This is a genomic window from Bradyrhizobium sp. 521_C7_N1_3, assembly GCF_052075975.1.
Classification (GTDB): domain Bacteria; phylum Pseudomonadota; class Alphaproteobacteria; order Rhizobiales; family Xanthobacteraceae; genus Bradyrhizobium; species Bradyrhizobium japonicum.
On the sequence record NZ_CP197232.1, the window covers coordinates 6202379 to 6219783 of the forward strand.

Consider the following 17405-nt stretch of genomic DNA (forward strand, 5'->3'; position numbering starts at 1 on the left):
TGATCAGTGACGCGGGGTCCAATGGGAAAAGCCGCAGCGTGGTACCAGCCCCACTGCGGCATTCCCGGAATAACGAAAAAACTTGGTGCTCAAATCGCGCCGGTGTTCCTTCAGTAGAACACCCCGTTCCGAAAATGGAGTCCGGACAACTACCGGAGTCCGACGTTCTACGTATTGTCATTTAGAAGGCAGCCATGGCACGGCATGCCCTCCAGCCCCAATGCTCCCGGCAGCCGATCCAATTGCGTAGCGCGCCGGGAGTACTAGGCCCGCCAGCGTGAACCGACGGGCCTCACTTGGTCGAAGCTAATTAGCGTCGCCCGACCTGCGATCAGCGGCGCGCTCGCCAACGGATCAACGTGCCCTTCTTGTTCAAGCTGAAGGGCAGTGGCAGCGAGTTCGGCGCCGGGCTCAAACACGCGATCGAGCGCGGCGTAGTTTTCGAAGCACGAGAGCGGCACGTATGTGAAAATGATGCCACCCAGCGAAGACCTGCTGACCCGCAAATACTGGTGGCTCTCCCGAAAGCCTGGGCGGTACGGTCCCGACCCAGATTGGTTTCAGAACCCCCTGGCAGATTTTCTTTCCTTCTGAACGGATGGTTTAGGAACGTGGCTTCTGCGCTCCCGTTGGCCCCGCACGAATCCAAACAGGAGTTTTCGATGAAGAAGATCATTATCGCTACCGCCGCCCTCGGCCTTATGTGCGGTACCGCCTTCGCTCAGAATTCCAGGCCCGCTCCGCAGTCCGACAACATGCAGAAGCCCGGCATGCACAATACGGACAAAGGTTCGATGACCAAAGGCACCACCGGCATGAGCAAAGACGGCATGGCCAAGGGCGGAATGGTGAAACCCGATGCATCCGGCCAGGGCGGCTCTGGTCCCGGCAGCGACCAAGGCGGCACGAAAGTGGCGCCAGGTAACATGAAGTAAGCCAGTCTCTTCCTGGCTTTACTTCTACGGCCGCGCCGCTTTTCCATGCTGGCGCAGCCGGCCCTACCGCATGCCCATGAACAGCGCCGCAACGAACAGTGCGGCGCCAAAGGCTGCAACGCCAAGGCAGATGCGCGCGTGGACTGAATACGGATTGATGTGGGGCTGTTCGACCAAGGCACGCTCCCATGCTACGCAGGCGGGAGCCCAATCGGTCTCTCAGTCACCGACGCCTAAGGCGGAGTATGGCCGATGATGCGGTGACAATCGATCGCTTGCCAATCGGTTCCAAGCAAGAGACCCCATTAAGGCCGCTGGCCTATGCGGAAAAACGAAGCTGATGATCGAAAAAAGCCGCCAACTAAGGCGGCTTTACTCGTCGATGGATCGCAGCCGGCTTTCCAGATCCGCGATCAGCTCTTGGATGCGCGCCTCTGTCTCGGGGTCTAATGCCATCTTTCGGAGGAATGCGCGGTACTTCATGATCTTCACTTCGAGTTCGACGCGCTCGTTCTTTATGGCCACCTTACTCTCCCCGTTTTATATATGACGAGGGAGAAGCAAAATTGTTCAATTGAATCAGCAGTGTACGGTAGCGGACGCAGCGCGACGCCGGATTTGCCTCAATGCATCGTGGGTTTTCTCATGATCTCTATGTAGTCGCGAAAACCGATCCGATGAAGTTTGATCATGACCCTCGCTATTTGTCGAAGCTCGTTTCTGGCCCCGCCGATGGGAAGTTCGCGAGCGCGCCGCAGCAGTTGTGCAGCGCCTTCAATCAGGGGCGTACCTTCAGGTACCTCTTCGGCCGGTCTCATTTCGGGGCCTGTAAGCCGGGCGACCTCAACCATTCACTCATTTGAGAGCCGGTCTCTACTTGCCGAGCCTTGCGGATTGCGCGCTCCCGCTCGATACCTGGCGGAAGCGAGCGAGCCTTCTCACGAAGGCGCTTCGCCTCATCTGCAAGGCGATCTTCAAGGGGGACTGTTTGCTTGAAACGGCGTCGCTGCATGGCGCTGCTCCATTCCTGAGGAAGGCGGGAGCGCTAATGGCGTTCTCATCACCGATAAGAGCCGAGGACCGTGCGGTGATGACCGACGTTAGCATTGTTCGATACCGGACATAAGTTCACTTTTGCACCAACGCCAAAAGTTAATGAAACAGACTCTGGAGCTGCCAAACTCAAAGCAGGACGAGCAGCTAGTCAATCGCGGCCTTGATTTGCCCGACTTTTCTCGCGAGTTGCCAGATCTCGACGTCGTGACCGTCGACGAGGCGCGTTGCCTTTTGCAAGGCTTCTTCATCGTCCACAGCATCGAAGCCATGGGCGCTGAAAATGTGTCCGTCCTGATCGAGGAGGTACGCGCGGTAATCCTTCACGTGGGCGCGCGAAGTCCGGGAGACAGCAGCCACTCACTTACGTGGGAGCCGGTCTCCGCTTGGCGCGCTCGGCGAATGGCTTCGTCGCGTAACCTGCCAGGTGGAAGACTCTCGGCTTCTTCTCGCAGGCGCTTCGCCTCTTGAGCGAGACGTCCTTCGAGTGAGAGTATTTGTTTGAAACGGCGTCGCTGCTGCTGCATGGCGCTGCTCCCTGTGAGAGAGGGCGGGAGCGCAACCGGCGTTCTCATCACCGATAACAGCCAATGTCCTCGCGATGACCCCCTGAGTGTCCGATATCGGACCAAGAAAAGCGAGTCCAAAATACTTCGCTGCGGCCAGGAACGAAGTCTCGCCCTAGACTTTGCCCTATGTAGAGGGTTTTTCCCGTCGTGAGTTTCCCCGACCTGTAGCGTCGCTGTGACGGAAATCGGACCGACAGGCTGACCTAACGTTCCCTATACAAGCTATTCCCGCTTGCGTGCTCTCGGAGCGCATCCGTCCCGCGGAGATCGGCCCGACCGACCGGGCGGGAGCCGCATTGGCCAAAAACAGCGCTTCGGCGAAACATACCAACAATCTTCTCGGATCTTTGCCGCACGCTCAATTTAGTTTGCTCTCACCTTACATGGTCGTCGAGCAACTCGACCAGGGTGTAATCCTCATCGAAGCCGGAGACGAGACGGAAAACGTCTACTTCCCACACCTGGGCATGCTCTCGCTGCTAGCCGTCTTGAAGGACGGCAGGGCGATCGAAACCGCGACCGTTGGCCGGGAAGGCGTTGTTGGAGCCATGGCCGGACTGGGCGCGCATATTTCTCTTGTTCGGGTCGTTGTGCAGCTCAAAGCCGAGGTGACAAGAATTCCGGCAAGCCGATTTCGAAAGGCAACGGGAGAAAGCACCACGCTGCGAAACCTCTGCGTAGGCTACAACGAAATCCTGTTATCCCAAGCCCGGATCAATGTCGCTTGCAATGCGGTTCATGTCATTGAAGCGCGCTTCTGCCGATGGCTCCTCCAAACGGCTGACACCGCAGGAAGCAACACCATTAATCTAACCCAACAGTTCCTGGCCGAGATGCTGGGCGTGCGGCGCACCTCGGTCACAGAGGTCGCAAGAAAAATACAGAACACCGGCGCCATTCACTACGCCCGTGGAGAAATCAGCATCCTCGATCGGCAGATTCTGGAACGTTTATCTTGCGAATGTTACACGACGCTGGTGGAGCAATCGAAGAGCTTGAGCAGATAGGTCGAAGCAGTCTCTGGTAACAGCGCCTTCCGAGACGGCCTTGCTATGTCTTCTTCCCAACTTTAGCGTCTGCCCGGGAAAGAAGTACGAGGCGTTCGGTGAGCAAGGTCCGCGAGTACATCGATTTTTGGGTTGAGAACAGCGTTAACGCCGCGGAGCAATATTCGACTCCCGGCGCATCGCAAAACGTGCACGATCTCGTGCGCCGCCTCGTCGAGGGGGCAAGCGGTCAAGGTATCTCTGAGGAAGCCATGACCAACGAAGTTGGCGACCTGACGAAATACATAAGAGACAAGCTTTCCGCCGCTAACAAGGCTGAAAAAGACCGGAGCAAATGAGATTCGCGGTCGGGAAATTCGAAAACTCGCCGCGCGCCTTATCCTTCTGCTTTTCTTCGACACCAAGCCCAACAATCTCGCGCTCTAGAGCGGCGGCGGGAGGAATCACGCCGCCCCGATGGGCATCGTAAAATCGCCTTGTACAATGGCACGTGAGGAAACGCCCGGGACCGTGCTTCTCGCGCGCGGTTTGGATCACGACGGCATGTCCGATCTGCGAAAGAAGATGACGCCAGCCTTCGCCCGGCCTATTCGCATCTGCGAGTGGCCAGCACCTAGCCGGCGGGTTTTTCTTTGTCCTCGTGCGGCTGCTCGCCACGGTTTTCGGCAGTCTGCTCCGAATCCCCGGGCTTCTTCCCGGCCATGTTCCCAGGATTGAAATGGTACTTGCCGTCCGGATTCTCGCCGGGCTGTTTCTCATTTGGATTTTTGTTGTTGTCGTCGGCCATAAGGCTGTTCCTTAGAGAGAGGAACAACATGCAACAGGGCGAGCAATCCCTTGGTTCCTACCAATGGACCTAATTCTCGTTCGCGAGTGGCCTATTTCGGTCGGCATCCGACGTTCCGCACGATCGGCGCGGCACACGCCCTGTTGGCTAGCATAAAGGAACACAAGGGCAGCCGAATGTTTGAGTCGTCGCTGGCTCGCCGCCGAGCTGGCGGAGGGTAGCGGCGTCGGCCCAGGCGCAACTCAGTGGATGCGCCTGCGGCCCATCACGCGCGACGGAGGGCACTCCGCCCTCACCTCACCGGGCCCGCCTCTTCAAATCAACTGCTCACCAAGTCTGACGTCCGTACCAATCATCGACCTCTTTCTTCGTCTGGTCTTTCTGATAGCCGTATCGCTCCTGAATTTTGCCTTCGAGTTGATCTCGCTTCCCGTCGATCACGTCGAGATCGTCATCAGTGAGCTTTCCCCATTGCTCTTTGATCTTGCCTTTGACCTGCTTCCAGTTTCCCTCGACCTTGGTTCCAATCCATGACCTCCTGCTGATCGGTTTAATCGGTGCAGCATCAACGAATACTAGTGAAAGCCGTTCCTGCGCATCACTAGGAACGAATGCCGAGCGCTTCTGTTTTTTAGGTTCCAGCTAGGGAGGATATCGTGAGAACATTGGCCACCATCACTGCTCTGCTCTTTGCTTCCGCGGCGTTCGCCCAGACTCCCGCTCACACGGCGTCCGAAGCAGCCGCGCCAATCGCCGCTGCGGGAGACTGGAGCGCAGCAAAAATGAAGGGCGTCAACGTTTACAATGAAGCCAACGACAAAGTCGGAGACGTTTATGACATCATCATCGACTCTCAGGGCCGGGTGAGGGGTCTCGTCATCGAGGCAGGCGGCTTTTTGGGAATGGGCACGCATTATGTGCCGGTCGCGATGAACAGCCTCAAATTCGCTAATAAGGCTGGGAAAACGACCGAAGGAATGACGTCCCAGACTGCGCGCGAATGGTTTCCCGATCGCGCCGTTATCAACGTCACGAAAGACCAACTCAAGTCGATGCCAGAGTTCAAGTACTAGGTAACTCTGTCGAAAGGCCTCGACAGTCGCCAGCTCGGCAGTGTGCGGCTGCTCGCTGCCTAGCGCTACTCCATGATGTTTGCCCGCATCGGGTTCATTCCTTGAACCTTTGCATCGTCGTTCTACACCAATGAGCATCCGAGATTTTTGTCCCTCCACCTCGGGGCTGGTCTGAGCATTGCCGCCGGGACAGCGTATTTTTAGCCGGCGGCGCATTGCCTGGGGAGAAACCGTCGGCGACCTTCAAACGCGCCACCGCCGCCCGAATACCTCGCATTACGAGAAGGGCTTGAAGCATGATGATTTTCCACTTCGGCACAAATCAAATTCCTATGCGCAAAGGCGCAGGGGGCCTGGTAGTGAAGCTGCGTCTCAGCGATGGCGGCCGCGCTCTCCCCGTCCATCGGTGTGAGCTTTGCATGAAGCCAATGAGGCACGTAGGCGATCAAGCCGAAAGCCGGCTGTTCAAGTGCGACGACTGCGCTCTTGTCAGAACGGAGGCATGTCTTGCATGACACTACTTCGGTGGCTGCAAGTCCGGCGATTTCAGCCATTCGTCAATATGGGCGGTGATATCGGCTGCGCGGGCCTTCCTCAAAAGGTCCTCCCGTTCCGTCCCCGGGGGCAACTGCTCTACCCCTTCCCGTGCTTGTCTAGCTTCTTCGATGAGCCGTTCGCCTAACGCTCTATCCTGTTTGAACCGGTCGCGTTTCATTTGAACATCCTCCCGCACACCAACTCTTTCGGGATTTCAACTGTTCAATCCGGGAACATTACATCTGGCGCTCTCTTCTAGCGGAACATCCTCGTTGCGCGTGCCGCCGCAAGCCGGTGCGTGAGGCGGTCCTGGCGTCTCCGTCCTATCCAGCCCTCAAGGCGGTTGGGCCGCTCACGCTCGCAGAGTAGACGCACCGAGGAACAGACTGTCGGTGGAAGGCTTGTGTCTGCGGTGACTGCTTCCCTAACGAGGCAAGAGCCTGTCCGGAGGCCCCAGCATGCCCCGGATGCCAACACGATTTTGGGAGTTTTGCTGGGGGTGCACTCCTCTACGTCATTTTTGCCCATTAGCGCGCCCAGGAGCAGATGACCGGACCCGATCAAGCAGCACGGAGGCATCACACGTGGGGACGAAGCAGGAGGAAAGAGGCCGCCAACTGAGGCGCCCCTTACTCGTCTATCTCGCGGAGCTTCTGTTCTAGCCGGTCCATCTCGTCGCGTAAGCTCTTGGCCCGTTCCACGTCCCAGCCAGTCCGCCGCAGCTTTTGGCGGCAGTCCAAAAGCTTCATCGCTAGTTCTACGCGCTCGTTTTGATGGGGCACGACAGACATTCCGACGGTCTCCCCTATTGGACCATCGAAAGTCAGATTCGTTCAAACTAGGCCACCGCTACTTTCAAACTAGCCCACCGAGGCGTCCTTACCGCATGCCCATGAACAGCGCCGCGACAAACAGTGCGGCGCCAAAGGCTGCAATGCCAAGGCAGACGCGTGCGTGAACTGAATACCGATTGAGATGGGGCTGTTCGATCATGGCCCTCACCTCGGCGGCTGCAAGCCCGGTGACTTGGCCCAATCGTCCAGATGGTTCGCAATGTCGGCTTGACGAGCCTTCCTGATAAGGGCGTCTCGCTCGGGACCAAGTGGAAACACCTGAGCCATGCTGAGAACCTCTTTCGCCCATTCGGCCAATCGATCTTGAAGCGGAAGGTGTTGTTTGAAACGACGCCGCTGGGACATGCCATGCTCCTTTCCCGTTCGAGGAAGGCGGGAGCGCAAGTGGCGTTATCGTCACAGATAAAAGCCAAGTTCCGTTCTGTGATGAGTGGATAATCGTAGGGAGCGGATTTGATTTTCCTTGTCGAATGTTAAGTTTCCAAATTAGCGACCGACAACAACACCTAAATTGGAGTTGATTTCAGCGGTTAGCGTGAGGGTGAGCAAAGTCCGACCTTCATTTGGGAAAGGGCCGTCCGTGACCTTCATCTCCCATGGTATCCCCTTCCACATGTCGGTGGGATGCTCGGAGGTCAGGACAGTACCCGCGTACTTCACTGCTTCAAGTTTCGCTGCTTCGGTATCGGCCACTTCAACGCCGACGTCATCGATCAGCATTTTTCCGTTCAAAATATGGAAGTAATAGCGCGGCATAGGCGGTCCTCCGTTTGGGTGGGGAGCGCAGCGCGTTTCTCAGTCAGGGGGCGCCTTGATCGGTCCCGGTGATAGAGGACAAGAGCAGATACCGGACGGCGTTCCTAATTAGGCCACCGTTTGTTGGCCGCGGGGTTCTGACCGAGCTAGGAACATCGTGGTTTTTGCCAAGTTTTCCCAACGCCCTCGGGCTCGCCGAGGGTTAACCTCTAGGCCCCGGCTCATCCCCCATTTGAGCTGGGGCCCTTTTCTTCCGGGACAAGGGACTCAAGGGGAACGACAAGAGCAGGCGAATATTTGAGTCGTCGCTGGCTTGCTGCCAGAGCTGGCGGAGCGGCCCCGGCCTAACCCCCTTGCCCCCCGGAGCCGGGGCCCTCTCTCCGCCCCAGTAAGCGAATGACCTTCGCGAGTTCATCCGAAAGCTCCGTGAGAAGATGAATTGAAGCGGATTGGCGCCGGGCTCAGATACGCGATCGAGCCGCTGGTTATCGAAGCATGAAAGCGGGACGCCGCCCGGGGAGCAAATAGAAAGGTGCTGGGCGGGGTAGCCCGCCAACTGAGGCGGCCTTGCTTCGCAAAGGGCAACCGCAACGGTTGTCTTGCGCTTTTAAGTTTCTCCGTTCGGCAAAACAGTATCGATTGTGTGCTTGAGCTTATCCAGCGTGCACGGTTTGACTAAGACGGGCGTTCCTTCAAATCCGTGCGGCACGCCGCTGCTGCCGTATCCGCTCAAGAAAAAGAACGGCAGCCCTCGTCTCCTTATTGCTTCGGCAACGGGCCCCACGTTCGTACCATGCAAATTGATGTCGAGGATCGCGAGATCGTATCCTTCGATCTCAGCAATAGATCGCGCATCATCTATATTCCCCACTTCAGCGATGACCCTGTGTCCGAGTTCCTCGACCATCTCGACAAGCATCATTCGAATAAGCGCCTCATCTTCCACAAGGAGTATTGACGCCTGCGTCATGTCTCGCCTCAAGCCTTGCCTAAATCGGCCGCCGAGCGCTCGTTAAGGAGCTGAGAGACCGCCGTTGTAAGCTGCGCGAGGGCAAACGGTTTCTGAAGAATTATGCTGTTGGGAACGCCTTGCGCCGGCCAGTCGTGGGCCGCTGCGCCCGATATGTAGATCACGGGCAAATTGGGATCGGTCTCGCGCGCAGCCCGCGCGACCTCCCAGCCGGCGAGGCTTCCTAACAGATTGATGTCAGTCACTAGAGCGCAGTATTCAACGAGCCGACTCTTGAGCAGAGTTACCGCCTCCTCGCCGCTCTTGGCGCTGGTGGACTCGAAGCCCCCCTCCCTCAATGCATCCTCGACAATGCCTTGGATCGCATCGTCGTCTTCTACCAGAAGAACCGTCGGCAGCACTTCCGTCATAGTTCTACCCCGAGCACGTGCAAACTGGAGGTTACAAAGTGCACACAAGCCAAAGGTTCCCGGGAAAGTCTGGCACTCTTGAAATCCGGGGTCTAGCTCCTGTCGGAGGATTTTTTGGCCTTGACCTTTTCGCGGATGAAGCTGACCCGCAACTCTTCGCCGTTTACTCGTTCGAGCTGACAGCGACGATAGGCAAGTCCAGTGGACGAAAGCAGAAGAAAGAACTCGTTCAGGGTCAGCCCCTCAATCGAGGTCTCAACTTGAAGTGTCGCTCCGACATTTGAGACCTCCTTAAGCGTGCACGCGCGACGCCACGTGCCATCGATGGCCATCATTTGCGCTGGCAACGGATGCTCGAAGGTGACCCTTCGGTCTTCTTGCTCTTTTTCTGCGGGCATCGGGTAAACAGAAGTGATCCCGCCGTTATATTCCCGATCAACTAAAAGGTAGTAACCGCGGTCGGGAAAAGTTGGCAAATTTTGAAATACGAACAGCGCCCGTGAAGTTGCAAGCAGGCCAGTGCCGCCTTACTTCACCTCCATTGTCTGCTCGTTCCTCGCGAGAGACGCCAGTCTATCCAGTTGGCCAGCCAAACCGACATAGGTTCGGGCGATGTTTCTCAGTGCGGTGGCGCGGTCCTTGGAGATCCCGCTCGCGGAAGAAAGTCTCTTGTAGTGGTCAGAAAGTCTCTTGTAGTGATCCGCATGTTCGCGGCACTCAGCAATGTTGTGGTCGAGGCGGCCGGCCGGCACGATCGAGGGCGAGGAACGCATACGTTACTCCGATATGACAACGGTGTGAGACGGCCCCACTAATCCCGGCGGAAAATCTGGCCCTGCTCGGCCGCGAGCGCGAGCTCAGTCCATTCGCGCGCAAGCTTCAACCAGCCTTCTCGATCGACCTGGTCGAGGCTCCGAGCCGCCTCCTCGCGACAGGCCGTCGCCTCCGTGAAAAATTGCTGAGCGGAGGCGGCCATCTTATCGTAGTGCGACAACTTCCCGGATCGCTTGGTCTTCATCGATGCCTCGGCGCATAACCATGCAACACAGACGGTTCGAAAACCCGTGGAATTGCCACTTGTTCCCGCACCAATAAGTACGGCCAGTGCCTAAGGTCGGACAAAAGCCAGTGCCCATTTTTGGAAGAATGGCCCCAATAGGGACGACGAGCGCGGGCAATTATTTGAGTCGTCGCTGGCTCGCCGGCACCTGCAGCCGGGGCCGTCTCTCCGCCATTATCGTACACCCGGCTCGGCGGCCTCGAGCACGAGAAGCCCGCCACAGTTGCCTGGCGGCCTTCTCGCAACGACGATCTCCCAACCGCACCGGCGGTTCGCGCCAATTCGGCAATGACGAACTAAGGCCCCGCGGAGTGACGCTCCGCGGGGCCTTGCCTCTTAAAGCCTACACGCCTTGACCGATCAGTCGATGATTTTCACGACCCGGCGCGTGCGCGGTTCGACGATGACACGGCGGTCGTTCACGACCGCGTAGCGATACTCGGTGTAGTTCGGCACCGGGCGCAAGACCACGGTCGGGGGCAAGGGCTCGCCGACGACGACGCGCTCGTGGATCACGACGGAGTCGTCGCGCGGGATTCCGCCGAGCACGGCATTCGGAATTTCGAGGCCGGCGCCAACGGCCGCACCGACGGTGCCGCCGACCATCGCGCCGACCGGGCCACCGATTTCGCCACCCGCACGCACGCCGTCCCTAGCGCCCTGTTCGGTCGTCGACTGGGCAAAGGCTGTACTCGACGCCGCCAGCAGCGACACAGCAGCCAATGAAATCGCAAGACGGGTTTTCATGTCCACTCTCTCCAGTGGTTGTTGATGCGCCGTCAACCGCTGGGCCAGAGCATTGTTCCGGTTCCTCCGATGAAAGGCGCGTCTGGAGAATGTTACTGCGTAACAGTTCAAGCCGCGGCGGCGCAGCGTTGCTGTCAGGCATACGTTGCTAAGACGGGTAGCTCTTGATTGGAAAGCCGCAGTATCATGGGCCGGTTGCAAGAAGTTGCGACGAAGAAGGCTATCGCATTATTGCAATCTTTTGCTCGACGGATTCGAAATCCGCGTTTTCTTGAACGACGCGTAGCAAATCGAATACCACTGCGGCAAATCCGAAGAAGGGTGGGTTCGGGTAATTCCTCCCGGCAACTCGTTGTCCGCTCGCGTTACTCTGACGGGCTATGTTGAGATCAGGATTGAGCGAACGTCCAGATCAGGGCGCACGTGAAGAGCCGCCTAGCTCTTCTTTGCCTTTTTCTTTTTGGTAGCTTTCTTCTCAAGCCGCACGCCCTTGAATTTCTTTGCGGCCTTCTTGCCCTTCGCGGGCTTCTTGACGCCCATGAATTCGCCGGACGCCTTGTCGCGCTTAGTGAAGGCGGAAGCTCCACCCAATGTCGTCTTCGTCTGCGAACGCTTCTTGACCGCACCTTTGCGAGCGTTGTCGCCGGTGGGCTTGTTGACCGCCATGTTTCCTCCCTGAGGCAACTTAGACTTGCGAATCCTGCCTTGCAGTGCCTTTTCTAACTTCAGGAACGAATCGGTCCGCGTCAAATTGAATCCGGGTTCCGTTGGGTGAGTTGCTTATGCGTCAGTTCCGATGGCTTTTGTCGATCGCCCCGAACAGCGACGAGACTGTCTACTTGGTTGCAGACAACTCCGGCCGCAATGGCAGCGCTTGGTGCAAGCAGACCTGGAGAGCGCGGTGGAGACCGTCATCCAGGATCTGCTGGCCGGAGAATATCGCAAGCCGATCCGGGTAGTCGCCTTCAACACAGCCGAATGCTGGTCGCAAGATGTTTCCGAGGACATCGCCCGAGAGATCCAGCGTCGTTGCAATCTGCACCTGAGCGACGTGCCGTCGTACCTGCAGGAGTTGGTGGATCGCTACTCACCACAAGACCTGCAGCAATTCAGCCTGCGCCTCGTGTAGCGTTGGCCTTCCAGCGAAAAAAGCCGGAAGCGCTAGGCGTCAAGGCACCCTTCCCCGGCTTCATCGAGCCGGCCCTGGCATCCTCGATCGACCGCGTGCCATCCGGCGAACGCCCATTCAGTCTGACAGTATCGTCGGAGGAATCGGCGAGCAGTTCGGTAGGCGACGGCTTGCCGAATTCGATCCGCAGGGTCCGGCACAACCCTGATACCAAAAGGCGCGAGGGGCCGTTCGGCGACGATGAGGGATAGACAATCCCTCCACATCGATGACCGCGACTGCCTATTGAGAGAGCTAAAGCGATTAGTCCTTTGATATAGCTCAATGGGGTTGCCGGCGAGCTAGGTTCAAGGCTCTGCCATGAACAAGCCCTCCCAATCCGATAAGCCCGAGCCCAAGCCAACGCGCTTGGAGGACGCTCGCCGGATCATTGAGGAGTACGCTAACGACCTGCGCGAGATAATAAGAAAACTCCGTGAGAAGATGAATTAAAGCCGCCCGCCTTGGCCCACGGTCCGGAGCACAGTGCTTGCTCTTTCCGGCCAGTCGAACGCTAGAACCGCGCTCGTCGCGTTAGCAGCGTGTCCCCACTTGGCCCCAAGCGGTCTTCATGAAGCGTCGGGCTTCTGCGCCGCTGTTGGCGAATAAGCCAACAGCGCGAATGAAGAGGCCGCCAACTGAGGCGGCCTCTTCATTGCCTTCTAACAATCCTGGAATTGAAGATGGCCGTTACTTCGAGAACAGGCCCCATTCCATTGCGGACCTCGATAGCAAAGCGCTGATCCAGAGACCCTGCGATGACTGCTTCACGAGCTGCATCCACGAGTGTGTCAAGCAACCCCACTTAGGAACGCTCTGTCAGTGATCGGCTTGTGTTTGCGGTGACTGTTTCCTTGAGAGACAAGAGCCTGTCCGGAGGCCCCAGCATCATTAAGCCCCCCGGCCCGATGCTGGGGCCCAAGCAGCGTGACCAGGCAGCGCTCAACTTTTGATTCTTCAAGTCATGTGCAGGCGCAGCCTGCTGCCTTTTTTACGATTGAGGGCGGGCGGAGCGTCGCCCTTGTTCAGGTTCTCGGCCACAACCTCTGCCGTTGAATGAGAGAGTCCAGTTAAAGGCGTCCCGTCCGGCGTGACTGCAGGCTGATCTATTGAAGTGTCCAGCACTGTGAATCGGCCGTTCTTGGGATGCTCGTACCGAACGACAAAGCGGTCTGCCATGAGGATCGCCCTTCCCTTCATGGTTGTAAACATACATGGGCGAAGGTCGATGACTAACGGGCGGCGCCACCACCGAGGCGGCCTTGCATCATCTTTCGGCGCAACTTCTGATAATTTCGCGGAAGTACTCCTAAATATCCAGAGCGCCTCGTCCCAAGCGCGACGGCTTGGCGTTCGGCAAACGGGCGGTGGCCTAAATCGAAACTAAACGGCTGTTCCGGCATACTTAAAGAAAGGTGATGGAATTGGTGCCGTGCAGTCCAAGAACGAACGCGTTGAGCTGGAAATGCGGATACTCCGCTATCGGCAAATAGCCAGACGTTTTGCGCATGACCCACAGACCTATGAGCGTATCCAGACGCTCGTTCGGGAACTGGAAGACAAGCTCCGCGAAATCGACGAGTAGGCCGCGTCAGTCGGCGGCCTCGGTGTCCATCAGACGATCAAACCTCGGCCACCGACGTCTAGCGCCCCCGCTTGGCGGATTTCTTGGCTCTTTCGACCCGCACGCCTTTGAATTTCTTGGCAGCTTTCTTCGCCTTTTTCGGTTTCTTCACGGCCATGAACTCGCCGGACGTTCTGTCGCGCTTTGTATATCCGGTAGCTCCGCCAATTGTCGTTTTGGTCTGCGAGCGTTTCTTCACCGCGCCCTTGCGAGCGTTGTCGCCGGTCGGTTTATTGACTGCCATGTTTTCTCCGCTGGTTGCCTCTCGCTATAAAAGCGCAGCGTAACTCGCAGTTCCAACCAGAGGAACAAATCGGCGCGGATCAAATTGAATCCCGGTTCTGTTGCGTGGAGTTGCGTATGCGTCAGTCCCGGTGGACCCCTTCCATCGTCCCGGCCGATGAACCGACCGTGTATCTAGTGGCGGACGACTTCGGGCGCGCAGGCAGCGCCTGGCGCGAAACCGACATGGAATCGGCAGACCTCGAGACGGTCATCCAGGACCTCCTCGCCGGCGAGTATCGACGTCCGATCAAGGTTATTGCCTTCAACACGTCCGAGCGCTGGTCAGAAGACGTTTCCGAGGACGTTGCTCGCGAGATCCAGCATCGGTGCAATCTGCAGCTCACCGACGTTCCTTCGCATCTCCAGGAATTCGTCGATCGCTACGCTGCCCAGGACACCCGGCAGTACAGTTTGCGCCTGGTCTAGATCGTGGCCTTCCAGCGAAAAAAGCCAGAAGCGCTAGGCGTCAAGGCACCCTTCCCCGGCTTCATCGAGGCGGCCCTGGCATCCTCGATCGACCGCGTGCCATCCGGCGAGCGCTGGATTCATGAGATCAAGTTCGACGGATATCGCGTCCAAGTGCATCTCGCCAACGAAGCTGTCACCGTTTTCACCCGCCGCGGGCACGACTGGACCAAACGCTTTAAGAAGGTCGCCGACGACGCATGGCACATTAAGGCGAGCTCGGCGATCATCGACGGCGAGGCCGTGGTGCCGGCCGCCGGCGGCAGCACCGATTTCTCCGTCTTGCAGAACGAGCTAAAGGGCACCTCGACTAAGATCGTGCTCGTCGCCTTCGACCTGCTGTATCTCAACGGCCGGGATCTACGGAAAGTCCCCCTGCTCCAGCGCAAGGCCGCGCTGAAGAAGATCATAGCCGGCAGCGACGTCCAATTTAGCGAAAGCTTCGAGATCGACGGCCGCGAGATGTTCATGCACGCCTGCAAGGTCGGGCTCGAAGGCGTGGTCTCGAAGGTGCGTGACAGCATCTACGCGAGCGGCCGGGGCAACAACTGGGTCAAGAAGACCTGCGCCCAACGCGAGACGCTGACGATTGCCGGCTTCGCGCTCGATGATGGCAAATGGGACGGCATTTATCTCGCGCGGCGCAGGGGCGACGACCTGATCTATGCCGGCAAGGTCGACCACGGCTTCGACAAGGTCTCGGCCGCTGCACTCCAAAAGCGCCTGAAGCCGTTGATCCGACCGACGCAGCCCTACGCCAAGCGCATCGCGCACAGGGGCATCTGGGTCGAACCGAAGCTGCTCGCCGAGATCGAGTACCGGGCCAAGTCGGCCGAAGGAAAAGTGCGACATCCGTTCTTTAAGGGGTTGCGTGAGGACCTATAACGGCGCGGCGATCGGTGGCGAAATTTTTTCCAGCCCCCTCTTGAAACCAAAACCGGCTTTGCTAATTTTTTTGTCGCCATCCAACGATGGCGTCCGGGTGCCTCATGGGCCCGGGCCAAGAGACGGGCACCGGTTGTGTCCGGTGCCGCTCGTAGACATCTTGCTCTCAGGAGGATTTGGCTATGCGCACCTACGATTTTGCACCCCTCTGGCGCTCGACCATTGGCTTCGACCGCCTTTTCGACCTCGCAGAAATGGCTCAGCGGGCCAGCGAGGACAATTATCCACCCTACAACATCGAACGGCTGGCTGACGATCGCTATCAAATCTCGCTCGCGGTCGCCGGGTTTTCGCCCGAGGACATTGGCATCACCGCCGAACAGAATGTGGTGACGGTCGAAGGCAGCAAATCCGACAAGACCGAGCGCGATTTTCTCTATCGCGGCATCTCGACCCGCGGTTTCAAGCGGCAGTTCAACCTGGCCGAATATGTCCAGGTAAAAAGCGCCGCGTTCGACAACGGCTTGCTGACCATCGAGCTTGTTCGCGAGATCCCGGAAGCCATGAAGCCGCGCCGAATTGCCATCGGTGATGCCTCGGCCAGCAACATGCGAAAGCTGGAAGCTAAGGCCGCCGCCTAGCCGCCCAGATGCCATTGGAGCCGCGCGACAAATCGTGCGGCTCCATCCATTGTCAATGAAAAGGAGAGGACCATGCGGCCGACGACCGCCGACGACAACGTTTTCGATTTCAACGCTCTTCTTCATCCCGGCACCGTGTTTGAAGGACCGAGAGACGTGCTGGATCATCCGGCCCTGACGTTGGCCGAGAAGCGCGCAATCCTGGCATCATGGGCGTCCGACGCGTCCGCGATCGCCTCTTGCCCATCCATGCGCGCACCCGCGGGCCTCAAGAAGCCGGTGTCGATCGACGAGATCTTGGACGCGTTGCGCGCCCTGGACGGTGGCCCCCGGATGCCGCCCGGCGGAAAGCCTTACCGTCTCCGTTCGACCGAACGTGCGGCTGCGGCGGCGGAGGTTCGGAGGCCCAGATGATGATGGACGAGAACCTGGCCCTCCTTCGTGCCCATCACAACAACATCAGCCGCTACCGCCGGCTCCTGCGTACCAAGCTTTCACCTTTGGAACGGCAGTTTATCGAAAGGCGGCTTTCCGAGGAGGAGGCCGCTCTGCAAAGCCTTTCTGCTTCGACCTTCCCGATCGCCTTCAAGGAGCCAGGGCCCGGTCGACCGCTGCCGGTTGCAGAGGTGATGCCATGAGCACGACCGTCAACCCAGGCCGACCGGGCTCCGGTTCGTTCTCTTTGGCGCTCCTCGGAAGGTTCTTCGTGCGCGAATATTGAAGACTCCAGCTGCGGACGGCGTATCATCGGCGGTGGAGATTTCAGGGATGGCTGTCTCGACCAACGAGCGTCCGATGTGTCCTGTGTGCAAGCACCGGATGGCGTTGGCGCGCATCTCTCCCGGCCCCCGCGGATTCGATGCGCGCACCTTCGAGTGCTCGACTTGCGAGCGTACCGAAGTGGTCCGCTCCGCCGTGGATCCGATGAAAACGGACGCGGTAGGCTGGCTCGCCGGTGAGCTGAAGCCGCCCAACTGAAGTTCGGTGTGAGTGGCGCGATGGATGAGGACTTCTGCAAACAGACGCAACGCATTCGCGCATAGCAGTGCGTTGTGGCTAGGGGACGCGCCCGACGGCTAGGCGCGTCCTAAGTTGGCTGAGCGGGCTGAGCTCCTTCACCAGGCGCCGCATGTTGGCGCTGGTTTGGCGAGGATCGCTTAGTCGGTTCGCTGGCGATACACTAGAGCCGACGCGGCGCGGCGTGCGATTCTTGGGCGAACTGGCCGGGCATTCTCCTTGCGGCAATCGGTGCCGTTCTGTTGGTGTTGGGGCCAGTCTCTAGCCTCAGCCACCCGCCGAGTTGCCGCTCTTGATGACAAGTTGGTATCGACGCTTCAGCCGATGGCTCGTTGTAGTAGCGGCGTTTTGGAGGCGATCGAGGTTCGCGCCGTCTTTAGCAATCACGAGCAGTCGCCAATTCAGGCCATCGGGTTCCGCGTCGTCGTGTTCAATCTCGACGGAGATAACGAGCTCCCCGCCGGGAACGTGCCGGATCTCCTGAAGAGCGATCAGTTCGAGATCGGCCTTGGACACCAACGTTCTTGCCACCGGTCTCCTCCCGGCCGGCCTAACGCAGCCT

The 17405-nt window shown here is 58.5% G+C and carries 28 protein-coding genes and 2 pseudogenes; 13 read left to right on the plus strand and 17 right to left on the minus strand.

All coding sequences use genetic code 11. From position 1 onward, the window contains the following. Positions 1-662 precede the first annotated feature (662 nt). On the plus strand, positions 663-935 hold the full coding sequence (locus AB7008_RS28925) for a hypothetical protein (protein WP_028156228.1): 273 nt from the start codon (positions 663-665) through the stop codon (positions 933-935). 372 nt (positions 936-1307) lie between these two features. Here AB7008_RS28925 and AB7008_RS28930 read toward each other — a convergent pair whose 3' ends face one another. The 3 genes from AB7008_RS28930 to AB7008_RS28940 all read right to left on the minus strand — a co-directional run bounded on the left by AB7008_RS28930 (position 1308) and on the right by AB7008_RS28940 (position 2315). Next, positions 1308-1460, minus strand: coding sequence for a hypothetical protein (locus tag AB7008_RS28930; RefSeq protein WP_441259897.1), 153 nt, complete (start codon positions 1458-1460; stop codon positions 1308-1310). Between the two features lie 289 nt (positions 1461-1749). Continuing rightward, on the minus strand, positions 1750-1947 hold the full coding sequence (locus AB7008_RS28935) for a hypothetical protein (RefSeq protein WP_071910747.1): 198 nt from the start codon (positions 1945-1947) through the stop codon (positions 1750-1752). Between the two features lie 188 nt (positions 1948-2135). Next, complete coding sequence (locus tag AB7008_RS28940; protein ID WP_038958795.1) at positions 2136-2315, minus strand: hypothetical protein; 180 nt, start codon at positions 2313-2315, stop codon at positions 2136-2138. Between the two features lie 538 nt (positions 2316-2853). Between AB7008_RS28940 and AB7008_RS28945 the strand changes: the two genes are divergently transcribed. Then, positions 2854-3564 (plus strand): Crp/Fnr family transcriptional regulator, encoded by a 711-nt coding sequence (locus AB7008_RS28945; protein WP_063712130.1) that lies wholly within the window; start codon positions 2854-2856, stop codon positions 3562-3564. A 98-nt stretch (positions 3565-3662) separates the two neighbouring features. Further along, on the plus strand, positions 3663-3902 hold the full coding sequence (locus AB7008_RS28950) for a hypothetical protein (RefSeq protein WP_441259898.1): 240 nt from the start codon (positions 3663-3665) through the stop codon (positions 3900-3902). Between the two features lie 275 nt (positions 3903-4177). Here the strand turns inward: AB7008_RS28950 and AB7008_RS28955 are convergent, their stop codons facing one another. After that, positions 4178-4351 carry a hypothetical protein gene (locus AB7008_RS28955; protein WP_166341164.1) on the minus strand — a complete coding sequence of 58 codons (174 nt, stop codon included), beginning with the start codon at positions 4349-4351 and terminating at the stop codon, positions 4178-4180. A 327-nt stretch (positions 4352-4678) separates the two neighbouring features. Further along, positions 4679-4883, minus strand: a pseudogene (locus AB7008_RS28960) (CsbD family protein). Between the two features lie 124 nt (positions 4884-5007). Here AB7008_RS28960 and AB7008_RS28965 point away from each other — a divergent pair. Beyond that, positions 5008-5424 carry a PRC-barrel domain-containing protein gene (locus AB7008_RS28965; RefSeq protein ID WP_441259899.1) on the plus strand — a complete coding sequence of 139 codons (417 nt, stop codon included), beginning with the start codon at positions 5008-5010 and terminating at the stop codon, positions 5422-5424. Between the two features lie 517 nt (positions 5425-5941). On the opposite strand, the gene AB7008_RS28970 is transcribed toward AB7008_RS28965, so the two are convergent. The 9 genes from AB7008_RS28970 to AB7008_RS29010 all read right to left on the minus strand — a co-directional run bounded on the left by AB7008_RS28970 (position 5942) and on the right by AB7008_RS29010 (position 11424). Further along, a complete protein-coding gene (locus tag AB7008_RS28970) occupies positions 5942-6139 on the minus strand; it encodes a hypothetical protein (RefSeq protein ID WP_085399401.1) in 198 nt (65 codons plus the stop codon). A 1162-nt stretch (positions 6140-7301) separates the two neighbouring features. Beyond that, the gene (locus tag AB7008_RS28975; RefSeq protein ID WP_441259900.1) at positions 7302-7571 is read right to left on the minus strand and encodes a DUF6894 family protein; all 270 of its coding nucleotides are present in this window, start codon (positions 7569-7571) and stop codon (positions 7302-7304) included. Between the two features lie 607 nt (positions 7572-8178). Then, positions 8179-8541 (minus strand): response regulator, encoded by a 363-nt coding sequence (locus tag AB7008_RS28980; RefSeq protein ID WP_014494422.1) that lies wholly within the window; start codon positions 8539-8541, stop codon positions 8179-8181. Positions 8542-8549: 8 nt separating this feature from the next. Beyond that, positions 8550-8951: a response regulator gene (locus AB7008_RS28985; protein WP_441259901.1), complete on the minus strand. Its 402-nt coding sequence runs from the start codon at positions 8949-8951 to the stop codon at positions 8550-8552. A gap of 92 nt (positions 8952-9043) precedes the next feature. Further along, a complete protein-coding gene (locus AB7008_RS28990; RefSeq protein WP_014494420.1) occupies positions 9044-9427 on the minus strand; it encodes a hypothetical protein in 384 nt (127 codons plus the stop codon). A gap of 51 nt (positions 9428-9478) precedes the next feature. Continuing rightward, complete coding sequence (locus AB7008_RS28995; RefSeq protein ID WP_014494419.1) at positions 9479-9724, minus strand: hypothetical protein; 246 nt, start codon at positions 9722-9724, stop codon at positions 9479-9481. 38 nt (positions 9725-9762) lie between these two features. Next, entirely contained in the window at positions 9763-9969 is a 207-nt protein-coding gene (locus tag AB7008_RS29000) for a hypothetical protein (RefSeq protein ID WP_441259902.1), read from the minus strand. 402 nt (positions 9970-10371) lie between these two features. Beyond that, on the minus strand, positions 10372-10758 hold the full coding sequence (locus AB7008_RS29005) for a DUF1236 domain-containing protein (RefSeq protein ID WP_014494417.1): 387 nt from the start codon (positions 10756-10758) through the stop codon (positions 10372-10374). Between the two features lie 435 nt (positions 10759-11193). Beyond that, on the minus strand, positions 11194-11424 hold the full coding sequence (locus tag AB7008_RS29010) for a hypothetical protein (RefSeq protein ID WP_038960229.1): 231 nt from the start codon (positions 11422-11424) through the stop codon (positions 11194-11196). Positions 11425-11659: 235 nt separating this feature from the next. Between AB7008_RS29010 and AB7008_RS29015 the strand changes: the two genes are divergently transcribed. Beyond that, positions 11660-11887: a hypothetical protein gene (locus tag AB7008_RS29015; RefSeq protein WP_223153920.1), complete on the plus strand. Its 228-nt coding sequence runs from the start codon at positions 11660-11662 to the stop codon at positions 11885-11887. A gap of 2 nt (positions 11888-11889) precedes the next feature. Then, a pseudogene (locus tag AB7008_RS29020) lies at positions 11890-12000 on the plus strand (DNA ligase); the annotation flags it as partial. Positions 12001-12883: 883 nt separating this feature from the next. Here the strand turns inward: AB7008_RS29020 and AB7008_RS29025 are convergent. Beyond that, entirely contained in the window at positions 12884-13105 is a 222-nt protein-coding gene (locus AB7008_RS29025; protein WP_141378549.1) for a hypothetical protein, read from the minus strand. 253 nt (positions 13106-13358) lie between these two features. Between AB7008_RS29025 and AB7008_RS29030 the strand changes: the two genes are divergently transcribed. Continuing rightward, complete coding sequence (locus AB7008_RS29030; RefSeq protein ID WP_155794997.1) at positions 13359-13511, plus strand: hypothetical protein; 153 nt, start codon at positions 13359-13361, stop codon at positions 13509-13511. 58 nt (positions 13512-13569) lie between these two features. On the opposite strand, the gene AB7008_RS29035 is transcribed toward AB7008_RS29030, so the two are convergent. Beyond that, positions 13570-13794, minus strand: coding sequence for a hypothetical protein (locus tag AB7008_RS29035; RefSeq protein WP_014494414.1), 225 nt, complete (start codon positions 13792-13794; stop codon positions 13570-13572). A gap of 116 nt (positions 13795-13910) precedes the next feature. On the opposite strand from AB7008_RS29035, the gene AB7008_RS29040 reads away from it, so the two are divergent. The 6 genes from AB7008_RS29040 (at position 13911) to AB7008_RS29065 (ending at position 16804) form a co-directional block, all read left to right on the plus strand. Further along, positions 13911-14261 carry a hypothetical protein gene (locus tag AB7008_RS29040; protein WP_014494413.1) on the plus strand — a complete coding sequence of 117 codons (351 nt, stop codon included), beginning with the start codon at positions 13911-13913 and terminating at the stop codon, positions 14259-14261. 3 nt (positions 14262-14264) lie between these two features. Continuing rightward, positions 14265-15185 (plus strand): non-homologous end-joining DNA ligase, encoded by a 921-nt coding sequence (gene ligD, locus AB7008_RS29045; protein WP_441259903.1) that lies wholly within the window; start codon positions 14265-14267, stop codon positions 15183-15185. A gap of 182 nt (positions 15186-15367) precedes the next feature. Continuing rightward, positions 15368-15826: a small heat shock protein HspD gene (gene hspD, locus AB7008_RS29050; RefSeq protein ID WP_014494411.1), complete on the plus strand. Its 459-nt coding sequence runs from the start codon at positions 15368-15370 to the stop codon at positions 15824-15826. A gap of 72 nt (positions 15827-15898) precedes the next feature. Next, on the plus strand, positions 15899-16240 hold the full coding sequence (locus tag AB7008_RS29055) for a hypothetical protein (protein ID WP_441259904.1): 342 nt from the start codon (positions 15899-15901) through the stop codon (positions 16238-16240). Next, positions 16240-16464 (plus strand): hypothetical protein, encoded by a 225-nt coding sequence (locus tag AB7008_RS29060; protein ID WP_071917266.1) that lies wholly within the window; start codon positions 16240-16242, stop codon positions 16462-16464. Before AB7008_RS29055 ends, AB7008_RS29060 begins: the two co-directional genes overlap by 1 nt. A gap of 130 nt (positions 16465-16594) precedes the next feature. Beyond that, a complete protein-coding gene (locus AB7008_RS29065; RefSeq protein WP_441259905.1) occupies positions 16595-16804 on the plus strand; it encodes a response regulator in 210 nt (69 codons plus the stop codon). A 306-nt stretch (positions 16805-17110) separates the two neighbouring features. On the opposite strand, the gene AB7008_RS29070 is transcribed toward AB7008_RS29065, so the two are convergent. Further along, on the minus strand, positions 17111-17359 hold the full coding sequence (locus AB7008_RS29070; protein ID WP_223153919.1) for a hypothetical protein: 249 nt from the start codon (positions 17357-17359) through the stop codon (positions 17111-17113). Positions 17360-17405 lie beyond the last annotated feature (46 nt).